The 15,771-nt window shown below is 72.9% G+C and carries 15 protein-coding genes; 6 read left to right on the forward strand and 9 right to left on the reverse strand.

Going from position 1 to position 15,771, the window contains the following annotated elements:
• Nucleotides 1-46: 46 nt before the first annotated feature.
• The 3 genes from lpdA to ACZ4NB_RS32370 form a co-directional block, all read right to left on the reverse strand.
• A complete protein-coding gene (lpdA, locus tag ACZ4NB_RS32360; protein WP_393494412.1) occupies nucleotides 47-1,435 on the reverse strand; it encodes a dihydrolipoyl dehydrogenase in 1,389 nt (462 codons plus the stop codon).
• Nucleotides 1,436-1,803: 368 nt separating this feature from the next.
• Nucleotides 1,804-3,342 carry a leucyl aminopeptidase gene (locus ACZ4NB_RS32365; RefSeq protein ID WP_467666604.1) on the reverse strand — a complete coding sequence of 513 codons (1,539 nt, stop codon included), beginning with the start codon at nucleotides 3,340-3,342 and terminating at the stop codon, nucleotides 1,804-1,806.
• Nucleotides 3,343-3,551: 209 nt separating this feature from the next.
• Nucleotides 3,552-4,346 carry an adenosylcobinamide-GDP ribazoletransferase gene (locus ACZ4NB_RS32370; RefSeq protein ID WP_467666605.1) on the reverse strand — a complete coding sequence of 265 codons (795 nt, stop codon included), beginning with the start codon at nucleotides 4,344-4,346 and terminating at the stop codon, nucleotides 3,552-3,554.
• An 88-nt stretch (nucleotides 4,347-4,434) separates the two neighbouring features.
• Here ACZ4NB_RS32370 and ACZ4NB_RS32375 point away from each other — a divergent pair, with 88 nt between their 5' ends.
• Complete coding sequence (locus ACZ4NB_RS32375; protein ID WP_467666606.1) at nucleotides 4,435-5,172, forward strand: hypothetical protein; 738 nt, start codon at nucleotides 4,435-4,437, stop codon at nucleotides 5,170-5,172.
• Here the strand turns inward: ACZ4NB_RS32375 and ACZ4NB_RS32380 are convergent.
• The 5 genes from ACZ4NB_RS32380 to ACZ4NB_RS32400 form a co-directional block, all read right to left on the reverse strand.
• Nucleotides 5,147-5,875: a hypothetical protein gene (locus ACZ4NB_RS32380; protein ID WP_467666607.1), complete on the reverse strand. Its 729-nt coding sequence runs from the start codon at nucleotides 5,873-5,875 to the stop codon at nucleotides 5,147-5,149. The two genes, ACZ4NB_RS32375 and ACZ4NB_RS32380, sit on opposite strands and share 26 nt — an antisense overlap.
• Nucleotides 5,872-7,641 (reverse strand): phosphatidylglycerol lysyltransferase domain-containing protein, encoded by a 1,770-nt coding sequence (locus ACZ4NB_RS32385; protein WP_467666608.1) that lies wholly within the window; start codon nucleotides 7,639-7,641, stop codon nucleotides 5,872-5,874. Before ACZ4NB_RS32385 ends, ACZ4NB_RS32380 begins: the two co-directional genes overlap by 4 nt.
• A gap of 148 nt (nucleotides 7,642-7,789) precedes the next feature.
• The gene (gene cobT / locus ACZ4NB_RS32390) at nucleotides 7,790-8,836 is read right to left on the reverse strand and encodes a nicotinate-nucleotide--dimethylbenzimidazole phosphoribosyltransferase (protein ID WP_467666609.1); all 1,047 of its coding nucleotides are present in this window, start codon (nucleotides 8,834-8,836) and stop codon (nucleotides 7,790-7,792) included.
• A 220-nt stretch (nucleotides 8,837-9,056) separates the two neighbouring features.
• Nucleotides 9,057-9,581 carry a class I SAM-dependent methyltransferase gene (locus ACZ4NB_RS32395; RefSeq protein WP_467666610.1) on the reverse strand — a complete coding sequence of 175 codons (525 nt, stop codon included), beginning with the start codon at nucleotides 9,579-9,581 and terminating at the stop codon, nucleotides 9,057-9,059.
• Between the two features lie 62 nt (nucleotides 9,582-9,643).
• Nucleotides 9,644-10,921 carry a bifunctional adenosylcobinamide kinase/adenosylcobinamide-phosphate guanylyltransferase gene (locus tag ACZ4NB_RS32400; protein WP_467666611.1) on the reverse strand — a complete coding sequence of 426 codons (1,278 nt, stop codon included), beginning with the start codon at nucleotides 10,919-10,921 and terminating at the stop codon, nucleotides 9,644-9,646.
• A 284-nt stretch (nucleotides 10,922-11,205) separates the two neighbouring features.
• On the opposite strand from ACZ4NB_RS32400, the gene ACZ4NB_RS32405 reads away from it, so the two are divergent.
• Nucleotides 11,206-11,424, forward strand: a complete 219-nt coding sequence (locus ACZ4NB_RS32405; protein WP_467666612.1) for a hypothetical protein — start codon at nucleotides 11,206-11,208, stop codon at nucleotides 11,422-11,424.
• Between the two features lie 67 nt (nucleotides 11,425-11,491).
• On the opposite strand, the gene ACZ4NB_RS32410 is transcribed toward ACZ4NB_RS32405, so the two are convergent.
• The gene (locus ACZ4NB_RS32410) at nucleotides 11,492-12,088 is read right to left on the reverse strand and encodes a DUF3043 domain-containing protein (RefSeq protein WP_393494384.1); all 597 of its coding nucleotides are present in this window, start codon (nucleotides 12,086-12,088) and stop codon (nucleotides 11,492-11,494) included.
• 286 nt (nucleotides 12,089-12,374) lie between these two features.
• On the opposite strand from ACZ4NB_RS32410, the gene ACZ4NB_RS32415 reads away from it, so the two are divergent.
• From ACZ4NB_RS32415 to ACZ4NB_RS32430, 4 genes are all read left to right on the forward strand, one after another.
• Nucleotides 12,375-13,160, forward strand: coding sequence for a PspA/IM30 family protein (locus tag ACZ4NB_RS32415; RefSeq protein ID WP_467666629.1), 786 nt, complete (start codon nucleotides 12,375-12,377; stop codon nucleotides 13,158-13,160).
• A 57-nt stretch (nucleotides 13,161-13,217) separates the two neighbouring features.
• The gene (pspAA, locus tag ACZ4NB_RS32420) at nucleotides 13,218-13,496 is read left to right on the forward strand and encodes a PspA-associated protein PspAA (RefSeq protein WP_393494381.1); all 279 of its coding nucleotides are present in this window, start codon (nucleotides 13,218-13,220) and stop codon (nucleotides 13,494-13,496) included.
• A gap of 83 nt (nucleotides 13,497-13,579) precedes the next feature.
• A complete protein-coding gene (locus tag ACZ4NB_RS32425) occupies nucleotides 13,580-14,875 on the forward strand; it encodes a sensor histidine kinase (RefSeq protein ID WP_467666613.1) in 1,296 nt (431 codons plus the stop codon).
• Nucleotides 14,872-15,558 (forward strand): response regulator, encoded by a 687-nt coding sequence (locus ACZ4NB_RS32430; RefSeq protein ID WP_467666614.1) that lies wholly within the window; start codon nucleotides 14,872-14,874, stop codon nucleotides 15,556-15,558. Before ACZ4NB_RS32425 ends, ACZ4NB_RS32430 begins: the two co-directional genes overlap by 4 nt.
• Nucleotides 15,559-15,771 lie beyond the last annotated feature (213 nt).

Consider the following 15,771-nt stretch of genomic DNA (forward strand, 5'->3'; position numbering starts at 1 on the left):
GTTGCTCCTTACGAATTGCGGGATGTGGTCGCGCCCGGGACTGGGGTCAGTCGTGGGAGTGGAGGGGCTTGCCGGCCAGGGCCAGGTGGGCCTCGCCGAGAGCCTCGTTCTGCGTCGGGTGGGCGTGCACGAGCTGCGCCACCTCGGCCGGCAGGGCCTCCCAGTTGTAGACCAGCTGGGCCTCACCGACCTGCTCGCCCATACGGTCACCGACCATGTGGACGCCGACCACGGCACCGTCCTTGACCTGGACGAGCTTGATCTCGCCCGTGGTCTTGAGGATCTTGCTCTTGCCGTTGCCCGCGAGGTTGTACTTCAGAGCGACGACCTTGTCGGCGCCGTACAGCTCCTTGGCCTTGGCCTCGGTGATACCCACCGAAGCGACCTCGGGGTGGCAGTACGTCACGCGCGGGACGCCGTCGTAGTCGATCGGCACGACCTTCTGGCCGGCCAGCCGCTCCGCCACCAGCATGCCCTCGGCGAAGCCGACGTGCGCGAGCTGGAGGGTGGGAACGAGGTCGCCGACGGCGGAGATCGTCGGGACGTTGGTCTGCATGTACTCGTCGACCAGGACGTAGCCGCGGTCCATCGCGACGCCCTGCTCCTCGTAGCCCAGGCCCGCCGAGACCGGCCCGCGGCCGATCGCGACCAGCAGCACCTCGGCCTCGAAGGTCTTGCCGTCGGCGAGGGTGACCTTGACGCCGTCGGCGGTGTACTCGGCCTTGTCGAAGAAGGTGCCGAGGTTGAACTTGATGCCCCGCTTGCGGAAGGCCCGCTCCAGCAGCTTGGAGCTGTTCTCGTCCTCGACCGGGACGAGGTGCTTGAGGCCCTCGATGACGGTGACGTCGGTGCCGAAGGACTTCCACGCCGAGGCGAACTCGACGCCGATGACGCCGCCGCCCAGGATGATCGCGGACTCCGGGACGCGGTCCAGCGTCAGCGCGTGGTCCGAGGAGATGATGCGGTTGCCGTCGATGTCCAGGCCCGGCAGCGACTTCGGCACGGAGCCGGTCGCCAGCAGGATGTGGCGGCCCTGGACCTGCTGGCCGTTGACCGCGACGGAGGTCGGGGAGGACAGCCGGCCCTCGCCCTCGATGTAGGTCACCTTGCGGGAGGCGACCAGACCCTGCAGGCCCTTGTACAGGCCCGAGATCACATCGTCCTTGTACTTGTGGACGCCCGCGATGTCGATGCCCTCGTACGAGGTCTTGACACCGAACTGGGCGGCCTCACGAGCCTGATCGGCGATCTCACCGGCGTGCAGCAGCGCCTTGGTGGGGATGCAGCCGTTGTGCAGGCAGGTGCCGCCGAGCTTGTTCTTCTCGATCAGGGCGACGTCCAGGCCCAGCTGCGCCCCGCGCAGGGCAGCCGCGTAACCGCCGCTACCGCCTCCGAGGATCACTAGGTCGAAAACGGTGCTGGCGTCGTTCGCCACGTCACGTCCTCCATGCATGGGTGCGCCGGAGCCGGTCGTCGATGACCGGGCCGCGGCTGTTGTTCGGCCGCTTTTACTTCGGCCCTGGGTAAGGGGGGCCCTGTCCTGCCGAGAACCCATCTTCGCACTTGTTCAACGAAGCCGGGACGGCGGGCCGGGCTCTGGGCGGCCGATCGGCCGCCCCTAAGGGGTTACTGGTGCGTAAAAACAGGTGCGGTGGCGCGCGGTGCCGCCTGGGAAGGGCGGTGGTGGGCGACGGGCGGGATGATTTCGTCGAGGGCGAACACACGCGAAACGCACAGACCGACGGCCCCGGGCGGTGAGCTCGGGGCCGTACGGACATCTCAGGTGGTGCGACGGAGTCGGTGTCAGCCGAGGTCGCCCGCGGCGGTGCGCTCGGCGAGCCGGACCAGGGTGCGCACCGCGGAGCCGGTGCCGCCCTTGGGGGTGTAGCCCCAGGGCGAGCCCTCGTGGAAGGCCGGGCCCGCGATGTCCAGGTGCGCCCAGGGGATGCCCTCGCCGACGAACTCCTTCAGGAAGAGGCCGGCGACCAGGCCGCCGCCCATCCGGTCGCCCATGTTGGCGAGGTCGGCGACCGGCGAGTCCATGCCCTTGCGCAGGTGGTCGGGCATCGGCATCGGCCAGGACTGCTCGCCGACCTCCTCCGCGATCTCGAAGATCGAGGTGCGGAAGGCGTCGTCGTTCGCCATGATCCCGAAGTGGCGGTGGCCCAGCGCCAGCACCATCGCGCCGGTCAGCGTGGCGACGTCCACGATGGCGTCCGGCGACTCCTCCGAGGCCCGGGTCAGCGCGTCGGCCAGGACCAGGCGGCCCTCGGCGTCGGTGTTGAGCACCTCGACGGTCTTGCCGCTGTACATGGTCAGCACGTCACCGGGGCGGGTGGCGGAGCCGGACGGCATGTTCTCGGCGAGCGCCAGCCAGCCGGTGACATTGACCTCCAGCCCCAGCCGGGCGGCGGCCACGACCGCGGCGAACACGGCGGCCGCACCGCTCATGTCGCACTTCATGGTCTCGTTGTGGCCGGCCGGCTTGAGGGAGATACCGCCCGAGTCGTAGGTGATGCCCTTGCCGACCAGGGCCAGGGTCCTGGTCGCCTTGGCGTGCGTGTGCGCGATCCGCACCAGCCGCGGCGGTGCCTCCGAGCCTTGGCCGACGCCCATGAGGCCGCCGTAGCCGCCCTTCTTGAGCGCCTTCTCGTCCAGCACCTCGACCTTGAGGCCGAACTCCTTGGCCGCGGCCTGCGCGTGGGCGGCGAAGGACTTCGGGTCCAGGTCGTTGGAGGGGGTGTTGATCAGGTCGCGGGCGCGGTTGACCTCCGCGGCCAGCGCCTGGGAGCGCTCGGCGGCGGCCTTGAACTCCTTGTCGCGCGGCTTGCCGCCGAGGATCGCGACCTCGCCCAGGGGCGCCGACTTGCCGTCGTTCTTCTTGCCGCCCTTGGCGCCGTTGCCGTTGGAGCGGTACGCGGTGAAGGTGTACGCGCCGAGCAGCGCGCCCTCGCCGACCGCGGCGGCGGCCTCGGCGTCCTCGACCGGGAGGGCGAAGCCGGCCTTCTTGCTGCCGGACAGCGCGCGGGCGGCGCTGCCCGCGGCGCGCCGCAGCGCCTCGTTGTCGAAGGGCTCGCCCTTGGCCGGGGCGTCGCCCAGGCCGACCGCCAGCACGACCGGCGCCTTGAGGCCGTCGGCGGCGGGCAGCTTGGTCACCTCGCCCTCGGCACCACTCGCGCCGAGGGTCTCCAGCACGGCGGCGAGCTTGCCGCCGAAGGCCGCTTCCACGGCTTCCGCGCCGGGGGCGACCGCGACGCCCTTGGCGCCCTTGGTGACGCCGACGACGACGGCATCCGCGCGCACCGTTGCGGCGGACGAAGTACTGAGGGTCAGTGCAGTCACGGTGATGAGAGTCCTGTTCCTGTCCGGGAATCCGTTGTGCGCCTTGGGCGCCGCTGCGGCTGAGCCTACGCTCGGCGGCGCCGCCAGGCCCGGTGTGCTGTCGCACCCGATGCCGCGCGGACGCATAACGGTCACGGCGGTAGGTACGCACCCGGACCCGACCGTTGGCGAACTGCCCAGTATGGAAAGGGAGTTGGTGCCGGGTCGGGTCACCCGAGGGCGAGGACGACCAGCGCCGCCAGCCCCGCGCTCTCCGCGAGCGCGCCGAACACATCGCCGGTCACCCCGCCGAACCGCCGCCGGCAGTGCCCCAGCAGCAGTTCGCCGAGCCCCAGTCCGGCCAGCGCCGCGAGCCCGGCGTGCAGCGCGCCGTACCCGCCGAAGGCGGCACCCGCCCCCGCGCATGAGGCGGCCACCACCGCGGCGCACAGCAGCGCCGCACGGACGGGGACGGCGCCCGCGACCGCCGCGCCGAGCCCTTCGGGGCGGGCGGGGGGCACCCCCGTACGGGAGGCGAGGGTCAGCGCACCGCGCGCGGTGACCGCCGCGACGGCCGCCGCCAGCGCACCGTGTGCCCAGCCCGTCGCGTACAGCTCGCTCAGTGTGGCCACCTGGGCCAGCAGGGTGAACAGCAGCGTGATGACCCCGAACGGGCCGATGTCGGACTGCTTCATGATGCGCAGTGCGTCCTCGGCCGGTTTGCCGCTGCCCAGTCCGTCGGCGGTGTCGGCGAGCCCGTCCAGATGCAGGCCGCGGGTGAGCACGGCGGGCACCGCCGCGGAGCCGACCGCGGCGAGCAGCGGACCGCCGCCGAGCAGCAGCAGCGCCCCGCCGAGCGCGGCCGCGCACAGCCCGACGACCAGCCCGGCCAGCGGCGCGCAGAGCATCCCGCCGCGCGCCGCGGCCCGGTCGAAGCGGGTGACGCGCACCGGCAGCACGGTCAGCGTCCCGAACGCGAAGCGCAGGGCGTCGGCGGCGGTCGGGGGAGCGGGGGTCTGGTTCACCGCGGCAGGCTATCCGGCCCACTGCGGCGAGGAATTGCCGCCAACTGGCCGTTAAATGGCCTTACGCGACAATTGGGGAGCGTGTGGGATGGGCCACTGGTGGTACCGCAACATCGTCGAGCCGGGGAAACTCCCGCTGCTGCTCGCCCTGGCCTCGTTCGTGCTGACCTTCCTGGTGACCCGGGTCATCACCCGTCTCATCCGCGCGGGCCGGGGCCCGTTCCGCGACCTCTCACCCGGCGGCCTGCACGTCCACCACGTCGTCCCTGGGGTGATCCTGATGGTCGTCGGCGGCTTCATCGCGCTCGCCGGCGGCCGGCGCGGCTTCGGCGCCGGGGCGGCGGCGGTGCTCTTCGGCATCGGCGTCGGACTCGTCCTGGACGAGTTCGCGCTGATCCTCCATCTGGACGACGTCTACTGGACCGAGGAGGGGACCAAGAGCGTCGAGATCGTCATCCTCACCGCCGCGCTGGTCGCCCTGGTCCTCGGCGGCTTCCTGCCCTTCGGCGTCAACGAACTGACCTCGGACGAGACCTCCGACCGCCTCACGGTCGTGCGGACCGTGGCCGGCAACTTCTTGCTCGCGGTCGTCGCGCTCCTCAAGGGCAAGGCCCGGATCGCCGTCATCGGGGTGTTCGTGCCGTTCGTCGCGCTCTTCGGCGCGATCCGGCTGGCCCGGCCCAACTCGCCCTGGGCCAGGCGCTTCTACCGCAGACGGCCGAAGGCGCGGGCCCGCGCACAGGTCCGCGCCTACCGTCACGACCGCCGCTGGTCGGGGCTGCGCCGCAAGGTCGAGCACCTCATCGGCGGCGCCCCGAGCCGCTGATCCGCACCGCGTCCCGCGGCTTCCTCGGCCGGGTGGACTCCCACAGCCCGCACAGCACCAGCACCGCCAGAATCGCCGCGACATGCTCCTTGCCGGCCAGGTTGTTCTTGATGAACACCACCTCGAAGAGCATCGCCAGCACCACCAGCGAACCGGTGAACCACGCCCGGTAGCGCCAGCAGACGTACACCGCCAGGCCCACCACGGCCGCCGACGGCCCGGTGTCGATGACGTACTTGTCCGAGTCGGGCAGCCCGATGGGGCTCTGCGGGCCGATCCAGATGCCGATCCGCGCGTACATCGTCCCGGCGAGCGTGGCGAGGTAGGCGACCAGCAGCGTCTGCCGCCAGCCGACACAGATCTCCGCGATCCCGAAGACCACCAGGATCTGCGCCAGCGCGCCCCATACCGGAAGGTCCAGCGCCGGCACGAACAGCGACAGCGGGGTGCGCAGCAGCGCCACCCACAGATGCTCCCATGCCTGTACGGACCCGATGTCCTGGACCGTCCGATAGCCCCAGGGCTGGTTCTGCACGTACTGGAAGACCAGGGTCAGACCCACCGCGCCGAGCGTCACGGGGATCGCCCGCAGCTTCGACGCGGCCAGCGCGGACCGGACCGTCCGCAGCAGCGGCCCCCACTCGGCACGCGCGGCGCGGCGCAGGGCGGAAACCTCCGGCCGCCCCACCCCAGCCTCGGTCATCTCACGTTCTCCAGGTGCTTGCGGTTCAGCCACTTGGGCAGACCGGGTGCTTCCAGAAAGCCTTCCGCCCGGCCCGCGGCGATGCCGATGCGCAGCAGATCGGTGCTCTTTTCGAAGAGCATGTACCGCGGCTCCCAGATCGGCCGGTATTTCGCATTGGCGCGATAGAGCGATTCGATCTGCCACCACCTGGAGAAGAAGCTGAGCAGCGAGCGCCACAGGCGCAGCACCGGGCCCGCGCCGAGCCGCGATCCGCGTTCGAAGACGGAGCGGAACATCGCGAAGTTCAGTGAGAGCTGAGTGATCTCCACCTCTTTCGCCCGCTGGATCAGCTCCAGGACCATGAACTCCATCAGCCCGTTCTCGGAGTCGCGGTCGCGCCGCATCAGATCCAGCGAAAGGCCCTTCTCGCCCCACGGCACAAAGCTCAGCAGGGCGCGCAGCTCGCCGGTGCCGTCGGAGCATTCGAGCATCACGCAGCGCCCGTCACCCGGGTCGCCGAGCCGGCCCAGCGCCATCGAGAAACCGCGCTCGGTCTCCCCGTCGCGCCAGTCGTCGGCCAGCCGCAGCAGCCGGTCCATCTCCTCGGCCGGGATGTCCTCGTGGCGGCGGATCCGGACGGTGTAGCCGGCCCGCTCGATGCGGTTGTACGCCTGCCGCACCGTGCGCATCGCCCGGCCGCCGAGGGTGAACTCCGCGGTCTCCACGATCGCCTCGTCGCCGAGCTCCAGCGCGTCCAGCCCGTGCCGGGCGTAGATCGTGCCGCCCTCCTCGCTCGCGCCCATCACCGCCGGCGCCCAGCCGTGCTCGCGGGCCTCGGCCAGCCACACCTCGATCGCCCCGGGCCATGCCTCGGGGTCGCCCAGCGGATCGCCGGAGGCCAGCGAGACCCCGCCCACCACGCGATAGGTGACCGCGGCCTTGCCGCTGGGGGAGAACAGCACGCTCTTGTCGCGGCGCAGCGCGAAGTAGCCCAGCGAGTCGCGGGCGCCGTGCCGCGCGAGCAGGGCGCGCAGCCGCTCCTCGTCGTCCTCGGTGATCGCCTCGGTGCTGCGCACGGACCGGAACGCCGCCCACAGCACGGCCACCAGCAGCAGCGCGCTGAGCACATTGATCGCGACATCGACCCAACCCGGGGTGGTGATCCCGGGGAAGTGCCGGTCGTCGGGGGCCAGCGACACCAGCCGCATCAGCCCGTAGCGCCAGCGCTGGAAGAACGTCGAGGACGCGGCGGAGGCGTCCTGCGCGGTGTTGGTGACCGTCACCAGCAGCGCCGCCAGCAGCGAGGTGACCAGCAGCCCGCCGACCGCGGTCAGGGCCGCCAGCTTCGGGTTCGAGCGGTCGCCCTTGGCGTAGAACTCCCGGCGCCCGACCACCAGCGCGGCGGCGAACAGCAGCGTCAGCAGCAGCGACACCCAGTTCTGCGGATGGCCGCGGAACTCCGGGGCGGCCGCCAGCGCGAAGGCGAACAGCAGCGAGAGCAGCCCGGACAGCACCAGGTTCAAGATCCACGCCGCCCGCTTGCGCCGCCGCAGCGTCACCGACAGGAACAGCGAGAAGGCACCGGACGCGAAGCCCGCCGTGAGCAGATACGGGGTGAAGTACTCCTCGATGTTGTGCCGGCGGATGTCGTCGGCGAACGACACCCACACCGCGCTCAGCAGGTTGATGAACGTGACGGTACGCAGATACCAGATGCCGAACCCGGCACCCCGCTGTGACCAGCGACCGCGGCGGCGGTCCTCGTGGCCTTCATCCGGACGCAAGCGATGTCTCCCATAAAAAACGTGTAAAGCGCGATCTTATGGGGGCGCCGCCGGTGGTCCGGTACGGGCATGAAGTCACGGGCGCCCCTGATGGGACGCCCGTCCGATCCCTCGGCACGGCGGCCGGCCGCTGCCGGCCGGCGCCGCGTCAGTCGCGTACGGGCAATTCTGCCGCCAGGGCCGCGGCCGCCTGCACCAATGGCAGAGCCAGCAACGCCCCCGTCCCCTCACCCGCACTGACGCCGTGGTCGAGCAGAGGGTTGAGTGCGATCCGGTCCAGTGCCTTGGCCTGCGCCGGCTCACCGCTCGCCTGACCGGCCAGCCACCAGTCCGGAGCCCGGAACGCCACCCGCTGCGCCACCAGCGCACAGGCCGCCGAGACCACCCCGTCCAGGATCACCGGCGTCCGCCGCACCGCGCTCTGCAGCAGGAAGCCGGTCATCGCGGCCAGATCCGCGCCGCCGACCGCGGCCAGCAGCTCCAGCTGGTCGCCGAGCACCGGCCGGGCCCGGCGCAGCGCGTCGCGGATCGCCGCGCACTTGCGCATCCAGGCCAGGTCGTCGATCGGGGCCCCGCCCCGCCCGGTGACCACCGAGGCGTCCGTGCCGCACAGCGCGGCGATCAGCGTGCTCGCGGCCGTCGTGCCGCCGACGCTCAGATCGCCCAGCACCACCAGGTCGGTGCCGGCGTCCGCCTCCTCGTCCGCGATCGCCATCCCGGCCAGGAACGCCGCCTCGGCCTCCTCGGCGCTCAGCGCGTCCTCGATGTCGATCCGGCCGCTGGAGCGCCGCACCCGATGGCGGGTCACCTCCTCGGGCAGCTCCTGCGGATCGCAGTCCACCGCCATGTCGACCACCCGCAGCGGGGCCCCCAGGCGGCGGGCCAGCACCGCGGTCGGGCTCGCACCGTCCAGCACGGCCCGTACGAGCTCCCGGGTGCCGCCGGCCGGCCGGGCTGAGACCCCCAGCTCCGCCACTCCGTGGTCCCCGGCGAACAGCAGCACCCGCGGCCGCTCGACGGGCCGCACCGGCACCTTCTGCTGCGCGGCCGCCAGCCACTCGCCCAGCTCGTCGAGCCGGCCGAGCGCCCCCGGCGGCACGGCCGACCGCGCCCGCCGCTCCTCGGCGTCACGGCGCGCCCCGCCGTCGGGGCGCTCGATCAGTTCGGCGAAGTCATCGAGGTTCAGGCTGCTCATTGGCCGCAGATTACCGGTCACGTATATCCGGCGAAGGGTGGGGCGGGGCCGTGGGGGCTGGGGTTTCGTTCGCGCATCGTGGAGTGTGGCCGGTCACGTATATCCGGCGAGGGCTGGGGCGGGGCCGTGGGGGCTGGGGTTTCGTTCCCGCATCGTGGAGTGTGGCCGGTCACGTATATCCGGCGAGGGGTGGGGCGGGGCCGTGGGGGCTGGGCTTTGCTCACCGCACCGCGAAGTGCAGCTCGCACACCGTCGGCGTGCCCGCCCGCAGCCCCGGCAGCCGGTGCCGCAGCCCCGCCGGCCGGCGTTCGCGGACGGCGACGATGCCCGGGTGCGCGCCCGCCACCCGCGGCAGATCCCGCCGCGACAGCGCGTCGAAGACCAGCGCACCGCCGGGAAACCGCTCCGCACACGCTGCCAGCAGCCCGCGCACCCCGGGTGGCGACAGCCGCAGCAGCCCGCCCGGGGCCGTGACGATGACCCCGCGCTGCGGCTCGCGCACCGCGTCCAGCCAGCGGTGATCGGCCATCGCGCCGGCGACCGTACGCCGCCGGGCGCCGTCCGGCAGCAGCATCCGGCGCAGTGCGGCGGACTCCGCCGGCTGCACCGTCAGCCAGTTCAGCCGCCCGTTGTCCAGCCGCCAGAAACCGGTGCCCAGCCCCTCGCCGAGGGCGACCACGGTCGCCTCCGGGTGTCGCGCGAGGTAGGCACGGACGGCCGCGTCGGTCAGCTCGGTTCCGGTCACGGGTCAAGAGCACCCGCCGCCGCGCCCCGGGGCAAGCGGACACGGGCCCCTCGGGGCAACCGTCATCCGCGCAGCGCAAGCGCCTGGCCCGCGACGACCAGCAGCACCTGCTCGCACTCCGCGCCGAACGCCGCGTTCAGCCGCCCCAGTTCGTCGCGGAACCGGCGGCCGGCCGCGGTCGCCGGCACCACCCCCGAGCCGACCTCGTTGCTGACCGCCACCACCGGCCGCCGGGTCTCCCGCAGCGCCGCCACCAGCGCGTCGGCCCGCTCCCGCAGCGCCCGCCGGCCACCGGCCTCCCAGGTCGCGTCGTCCCACGCCCCGACCTCGTCCATCGCATGCGTCAGCCACAGGGCGAGGCAGTCGATCAGCAGCGGCGAGGCATCGGCCGGCCGCCCGTCGCCCGGCTCCGGGCCGGGCCCGGCGGCCTCCCCGTCCCGCCCGGCCGCCTCCAGCAGCGGCACCAGATCGCAGGTCTCGACGGTGCGCCAGCTGCTCGGCCGCCGCTCGCGGTGCAGCGAGATCCGCTCCGCCCACTCCTCGTCGCCGTCCCGGGTCCCGCCGGTCGCCACGTACACCACGTCCGGGAAGGCCGCGAGCCGCCGCTCGGCCTCCACCGACTTCCCGCTGCGCGCCCCGCCCAGCACCAGGGTGCGGCGCGGCAGATCCGGCACCGCGTGGTACTCGCCGACCACCAGCGAGGCGCCGTCCGCCACCGCGCGGGCGCCCACCGCCGCCAGCCGGCGGTGCAGTTCGGGCCCCGGCGGTACGCCGTGGTCGATATGCACCGCCACCACGTCCGTCGCCGCGTCCACCGCACCGATCGCCCGCAGCCGGGCCAGCGCGTCCGGCCGCTCCAGCACGTCGAGCAGCACCAGGTCGTACGGGCCACCGGCGCCCAGGCCGTTGTCGGCGTCGCCCAGCCCGGCCGGCGCCGCACCCGGCGGCAGATACAGCAGCCGCTCACCGCCGGGGCCGGAGATCTCGTACCCGGTCCCCGGGATGTCCACCGCCAGGGCCCGCACCCGGTGCCCGTCCAGCAGCGCCAGCTCCCGCCCGTCGGCGACCCGGCCCGGCGTGGGCAGCCCGGCCGGCACCTCCATCACCGGCCCGTCGTGCGGATGCGACAGCAGCACCTGCCGTACGCCGGCCAGCGACTGCCCGGCACGGGCCGCCGCGAAGGCCGGGCCCGGCGTCAGATCGATCAGCAGCGCACCGTCGACGAGCAGCGCGGTCGCCGCCCGCGCCTCCTCGCCGACGGCGGTCGCACAGCGGGCACACGGGCAGTCGGGGCGCGGCAGCCCCCGCGGGGCCCCGGTGCCGAGGAGAGTCACGTCCACATCGCCGAGTTTCTCGCGTCCCGCCCCGCCCGGCGCGGTGGGGGCACCTCCCGACACGGCCGATCCGGTGCGGCGGGTTCCCGTATGGCGGCGCGGGGCAGCGGCGCAACCGCCACCGCGGCCCCAACCGCAACGACCGACGGCTCCTGCCCCGGCTCGCCACTCCGCACGGGAACATGGGCCGTTAAGCTGCCGATCAGCACGGAAGCACGACATGGCGGAGTGCGTCGAGACGCGGTCCGCGGTGGCACAGACACGTACTCGGTGGGATCCAGGAGGCGCACATGGTGTGGACGTGGCGGTTCGAGAAGACCGACGGTACGGAGACGGCGCCGCCCGTGGAACCGGAGGAGTTCACCACGCAGGGCGACGCGGAGTCCTGGATCGGCGAGGAGTGGAAGGCCCTCCTCGACGGCGGCGTCGACCAGGTCCGCCTCTTCGAGGACGGCACGGAGATCTACGCGGGGCCGATGAGCCTGCAGGCCGCCGCCGAAGAGGGCTGAACGCCGAACGGGTGCGGGGCCCGGTCCGCACGGACCAGGCCCCGCACCCGGAAGACCGGACCGGCCGCTACGGCCGTTCGCCCCGCTTGACCTGGGGCTTGGGCAGCCGCAGCCGCCGCATCTGCAGCGTCCGCATCACCGCGTACGCCTTCACGCCCTTGATGTTCTCCTTCGGGAACCGCTCCTGGAGCTGCTTGCCCATGCGGAACCAGATGAGGACCGAGTCGAGCACGATCAGCACGATGATCACGAGCCACAGCAGCAGCGCGATGCTCTGGATCGAGGGCACCCGGATCATGGTGAGCACCAGGATCACCACGGCCATCGGCAGGAAGAACTCCGCGACGCACCAGCGCGAGTCGACGTAGTCGCGGGCGAACCGGCGCACCGGTCCCTTGTCGCGCACCGGCAGATAACGCTCGTCGCCGCTGGCCATCGCCTCACGCTGGCGGGCCATGTCCGCACGGCGGGCCTCCCGCTGCGCCTTGGCGGCGTCCTTGCGGTTGGTCGGCGTCTGCGCACGGGAGCGGCGCTGCGACTGGGAGTCGCTGCGCTTCGGCGTCGGGCGGCCTTTGGGGGCCTGCGGGTCGCGGGGCTGCTGGGGCTGGTCCGCGGTCACCTTGGCGGTCGCGGCCTGCTCATCCTTCGAACGGCTTCGGAACACAACACCCAAGGGTACGTGGTCGCCGCGCGGGGGCCAGGGTCCGGCGGGGCACGATCAGGCAACGCCACCCGCCCGGGCCCTCGGGGGCGGGGTGTCCGGCGGCCGCCTACTCCTTGCGCGGGAGAAGACGCACTCCGCGATCGTCCTGGAGGATGAGCGCATCCGGCCGCGAACAGTGCGGTAATGGAACCAAGGCCCGTACTGTGGGGTCTGTAGATGTGCTGGAGCCTAAGCCCGAGGCGACTCGGTCAGAAGGGGGCGCGCGAGGCCCATGAGCGATGGTGTCATGAAGCGGATGGGGATGATCTTCCGCGCGAAGGCCAACAAGGCCCTGGACCGGGCCGAAGACCCGCGCGAGACCCTCGACTACTCGTACCAGAAGCAGCTGGAACTGCTGCAGAAGGTACGCCGCGGTGTCGCCGACGTGGCGACCTCCCGCAAGCGCCTGGAGCTGCAGCTCAACCAGCTCCAAGGCCAGTCCGCCAAGCTGGAGGACCAGGGCCGCAAGGCGCTGGCGCTCGGCCGCGAGGACCTGGCCCGCGAGGCGCTCACCCGGCGCAGCGCGCTGCAGCAGCAGGTCACGGACCTGGAGACGCAGCACCAGACGCTGCAGGGCGAGGAGGAGAAGCTCACGCTCGCGGCGCAGCGGCTGCAGGCCAAGGTCGACGCCTTCCGTACGAAGAAGGAGACGATCAAGGCCACGTACACGGCCGCCCAGGCGCAGACCCGGATCGGCGAGGCGTTCTCCGGCATCTCCGAGGAGATGGGCGACGTCGGCCTGGCGATCCAGCGCGCGGAGGACAAGACCGCGCAGCTGCAGGCCAGGGCCGGTGCCATCGACGAGCTGATGGCCTCCGGCGCGCTGGACGACCCGTCCGGTATGGCCAAGGACGACATCACCGCCGAGCTGGACCGGCTCTCCGGCGGCAGCGATGTCGAGCTGGAGCTGCAGCGGATGAAGGCCGAGCTGGCGGGCGGCCCGTCGGCCGGCAAGCAGGCCCTCGAAAGCGGTCAGGGCGGCCAGGCCCAGCCCTCGCCGCAGCAGGACCAGCCGCGTTTCGACAAGCAGTGACGGTCGCCGGGAGTTAGCCTCGCAGAGATCGTCGGGACCGGACCGAGGGAGACCGTCGTGATCGTACGGATCATGGGGGAGGGCCAGGTGAAGCTGGACGACGCCCACTTCATCGAGCTCAACAAGCTGGACGACGAGCTTCTTGAGGAGATGGAGAGCGGCGACGAGGAAGGCTTCCGGCGCACTCTCGGCGCCCTCCTGGAAGCGGTGCGCCGTATGGGCACACCGCTTCCCGACGACGCCCTCGAACCCTCCGAGCTGATCCTGCCGGCCCCGGACGCCTCCCTCGCAGAGGTCCGGGAGATGCTCAGCGACGACGGCCTCATCCCGGGCTGACCGCCCGCCCCAGCTCCACTCCAGCGCATACGGCACACGGCGCCCCGGTCCCTCGTCGGACCGGGGCGCTACCGTTTCCTCTTGTGAGTCCCCTCGACCCCGGTCCGGAAGCGCCCCGCGCCGCCGGCCGCTTCCAGTGGCACCGGACGCATCCCCTCGCGTTCGACGCCGCCCTGGCGGTGGCCGTGTTCGCGTGCATCCTGTTCGGCGCGGTGGTCGATCCGCACCGCGTCCACGGCCCGCAGTGGGCGCCGCACCGGCTCTCCGCCTCGGCCGTGGTGCTGGCCGCGCTGGCCTGCGCCACCCTGGTGTTCCGCCGCCGGCTGCCCCGTACGGTCCTGGCGGCCACCGGCACCCTGACCGTCGTCGAGCTGCTCGTCCGCGCCGGCGACCCGCGCGCCCCCGTGGTCGGCGCCGCCGCGATCGCGCTCTACAGCCTCGCCTCGCGCACGGACCGGCCCACGACCTGGCGGCTCGGCGCGCTGACCGCGGTCGTGCTGACCGCCTCCGCGATGCTCTACGGGCCCCGCCCCTGGTACGCGCAGGAGAACCTCGGCATCTTCGCCTGGACGGGCATGGCCGCCGCCGCGGGGGACGCGGTGCGCAGCCGCCGCGCCTTCGTGGACGCCATCCGCGAGCGCGCCGAGCGGGCCGAGCGCACCCGCGAGGAGGAGGCCCGCCGCCGGGTCGCCGAGGAGCGGATGCGCATCGCCCGCGACCTCCATGACGTCGTCGCCCACCACATCGCCCTGGTCAACGTCCAGGCCGGCGTCGCCTCGCACGTCATGGACAACCGCCCCGACCAGGCCAAGCAGGCCCTGGCGCACGTCCGCGAGGCGTCCCGCTCGGCGCTGGAGGAGCTGCGCGCCACGGTCGGCCTGCTGCGCCAGTCCGACGACCCCAAGGCGCCGACCGAGCCCGCGCCGGGCCTCGGCGTCCTCGACCAGCTCGTCGAGGGCTTCGTCCGCGCCGGTATCCCCGTCGACCTCGACCTCCCGCACGAGCCCCGGCAATTGCCCGCCTCCGTGGACCTCACCGCCTACCGCGTGGTCCAGGAGGCGCTGACCAACGTGCACAAGCACGCCGGGGAGGGCGCCCGCGCCACGGTGCGGATCCGGCGCTCCGAGAGCGCGCTGACCGTGACCGTCCTGGACGACGGCGCGGGCCGGTCCGGCGTACCCCGCCAGCGGGGCGGCGAGCGGCCGGCGGACGAGAGTGCCGCCCCCGAGGACCGCGGCGGCGGCCATGGCCTGATCGGCATGCGCGAGCGGGTCTTCGCGCTGCGCGGCACGGTCGTCACGGGCCCCCGCGCCGCGGGCGGCTTCCAGGTGCGGGTGACCCTTCCACTGCAGACCGTCCGTACGGGGGAGAACACATGACGATCAAGGTGCTGCTCGCCGACGACCAGGCCCTGCTGCGCAGCGCCTTCAGGGTGCTGGTCGACTCCGAGCCGGACATGCGGGTGGTGGGGGAGGCATCCGACGGTGCCCGGGCCTACGAGCTGACGAAGGCCGAGCGCCCCGACGTCGTCCTGATGGACATCCGGATGCCCGGTGTGGACGGCCTGGCCGCCACCCGCATGATCAGCCAGGACCCGCAGCTCACCGACGTCCGGGTGGTGATCCTGACCACCTTCGAGGTCGACGACTATGTGGTGCAGTCGCTGCGCAACGGCGCCAGCGGCTTCCTCGGCAAGGGCGCCGAGCCGGACGAGATGCTGGGCGCGATCCGGATCGCGGCGGCCGGCGAGGCGCTGCTGTCGCCCGCCGCGACCAAGGGCCTGATCGCCAAGTTCCTCGCCCAGGGCGGCAGTCCGGCCGACGGCGGACCCGGCGGCCGGGGCACGGAGCGGCTGGCGAGCCTGACCGGCCGTGAGCGCGAGGTGCTGGTCCTGGTGGCCGGCGGGCTGTCCAACGACGAGATCGCCGAGCAGCTGGCGGTCAGCCCGCTCACGGTCAAGACGCATGTCAACCGCGCGATGGCCAAGCTGGGGGCCCGCGACCGCGCCCAGCTGGTGGTCATCGCCTACGAGTCGGGACTCGTACGCCCACGGGTGCAGTGAGGGTGGAGCAGCCCTACTCCGAACGCGGTACGGGCGCGGGCCGGAAACCGACCTGCGAGCGAGGAAAACCGGCTTGGCCATGGCCGAAGGTGTATCTGGGCCCGCGAAGGCCCCGGGGAGCCCTGCGCCCCGGCCGTCGGGCCCGCGTGGGCCCCGCCGTCCTCAGGGGGTGTCTCTCCGATCCCCCCTGGCCGTCCGCACACCGGGACGGTC

Source organism: Streptomyces sp. NPDC026575, assembly GCF_055567415.1.

Excerpts from the sequence above, each read along its gene's own strand:
- ACZ4NB_RS32375 (WP_467666606.1), top strand. The coding sequence starts at position 4,435 with ATGGGCCACTGGTGGTACCGCAACATCGTCGAGCCGGGGAAACTCCCG.
- ACZ4NB_RS32380 (WP_467666607.1), bottom strand. The coding sequence starts at position 5,875 with ATGACCGAGGCTGGGGTGGGGCGGCCGGAGGTTTCCGCCCTGCGCCGC.
- cobT (WP_467666609.1), bottom strand. The coding sequence starts at position 8,836 with ATGAGCAGCCTGAACCTCGATGACTTCGCCGAACTGATCGAGCGCCCC.
- ACZ4NB_RS32405 (WP_467666612.1), top strand. The coding sequence starts at position 11,206 with ATGGTGTGGACGTGGCGGTTCGAGAAGACCGACGGTACGGAGACGGCG.
- ACZ4NB_RS32415 (WP_467666629.1), top strand. The coding sequence starts at position 12,375 with ATGAAGCGGATGGGGATGATCTTCCGCGCGAAGGCCAACAAGGCCCTG.
- ACZ4NB_RS32430 (WP_467666614.1), top strand. The coding sequence starts at position 14,872 with ATGACGATCAAGGTGCTGCTCGCCGACGACCAGGCCCTGCTGCGCAGC.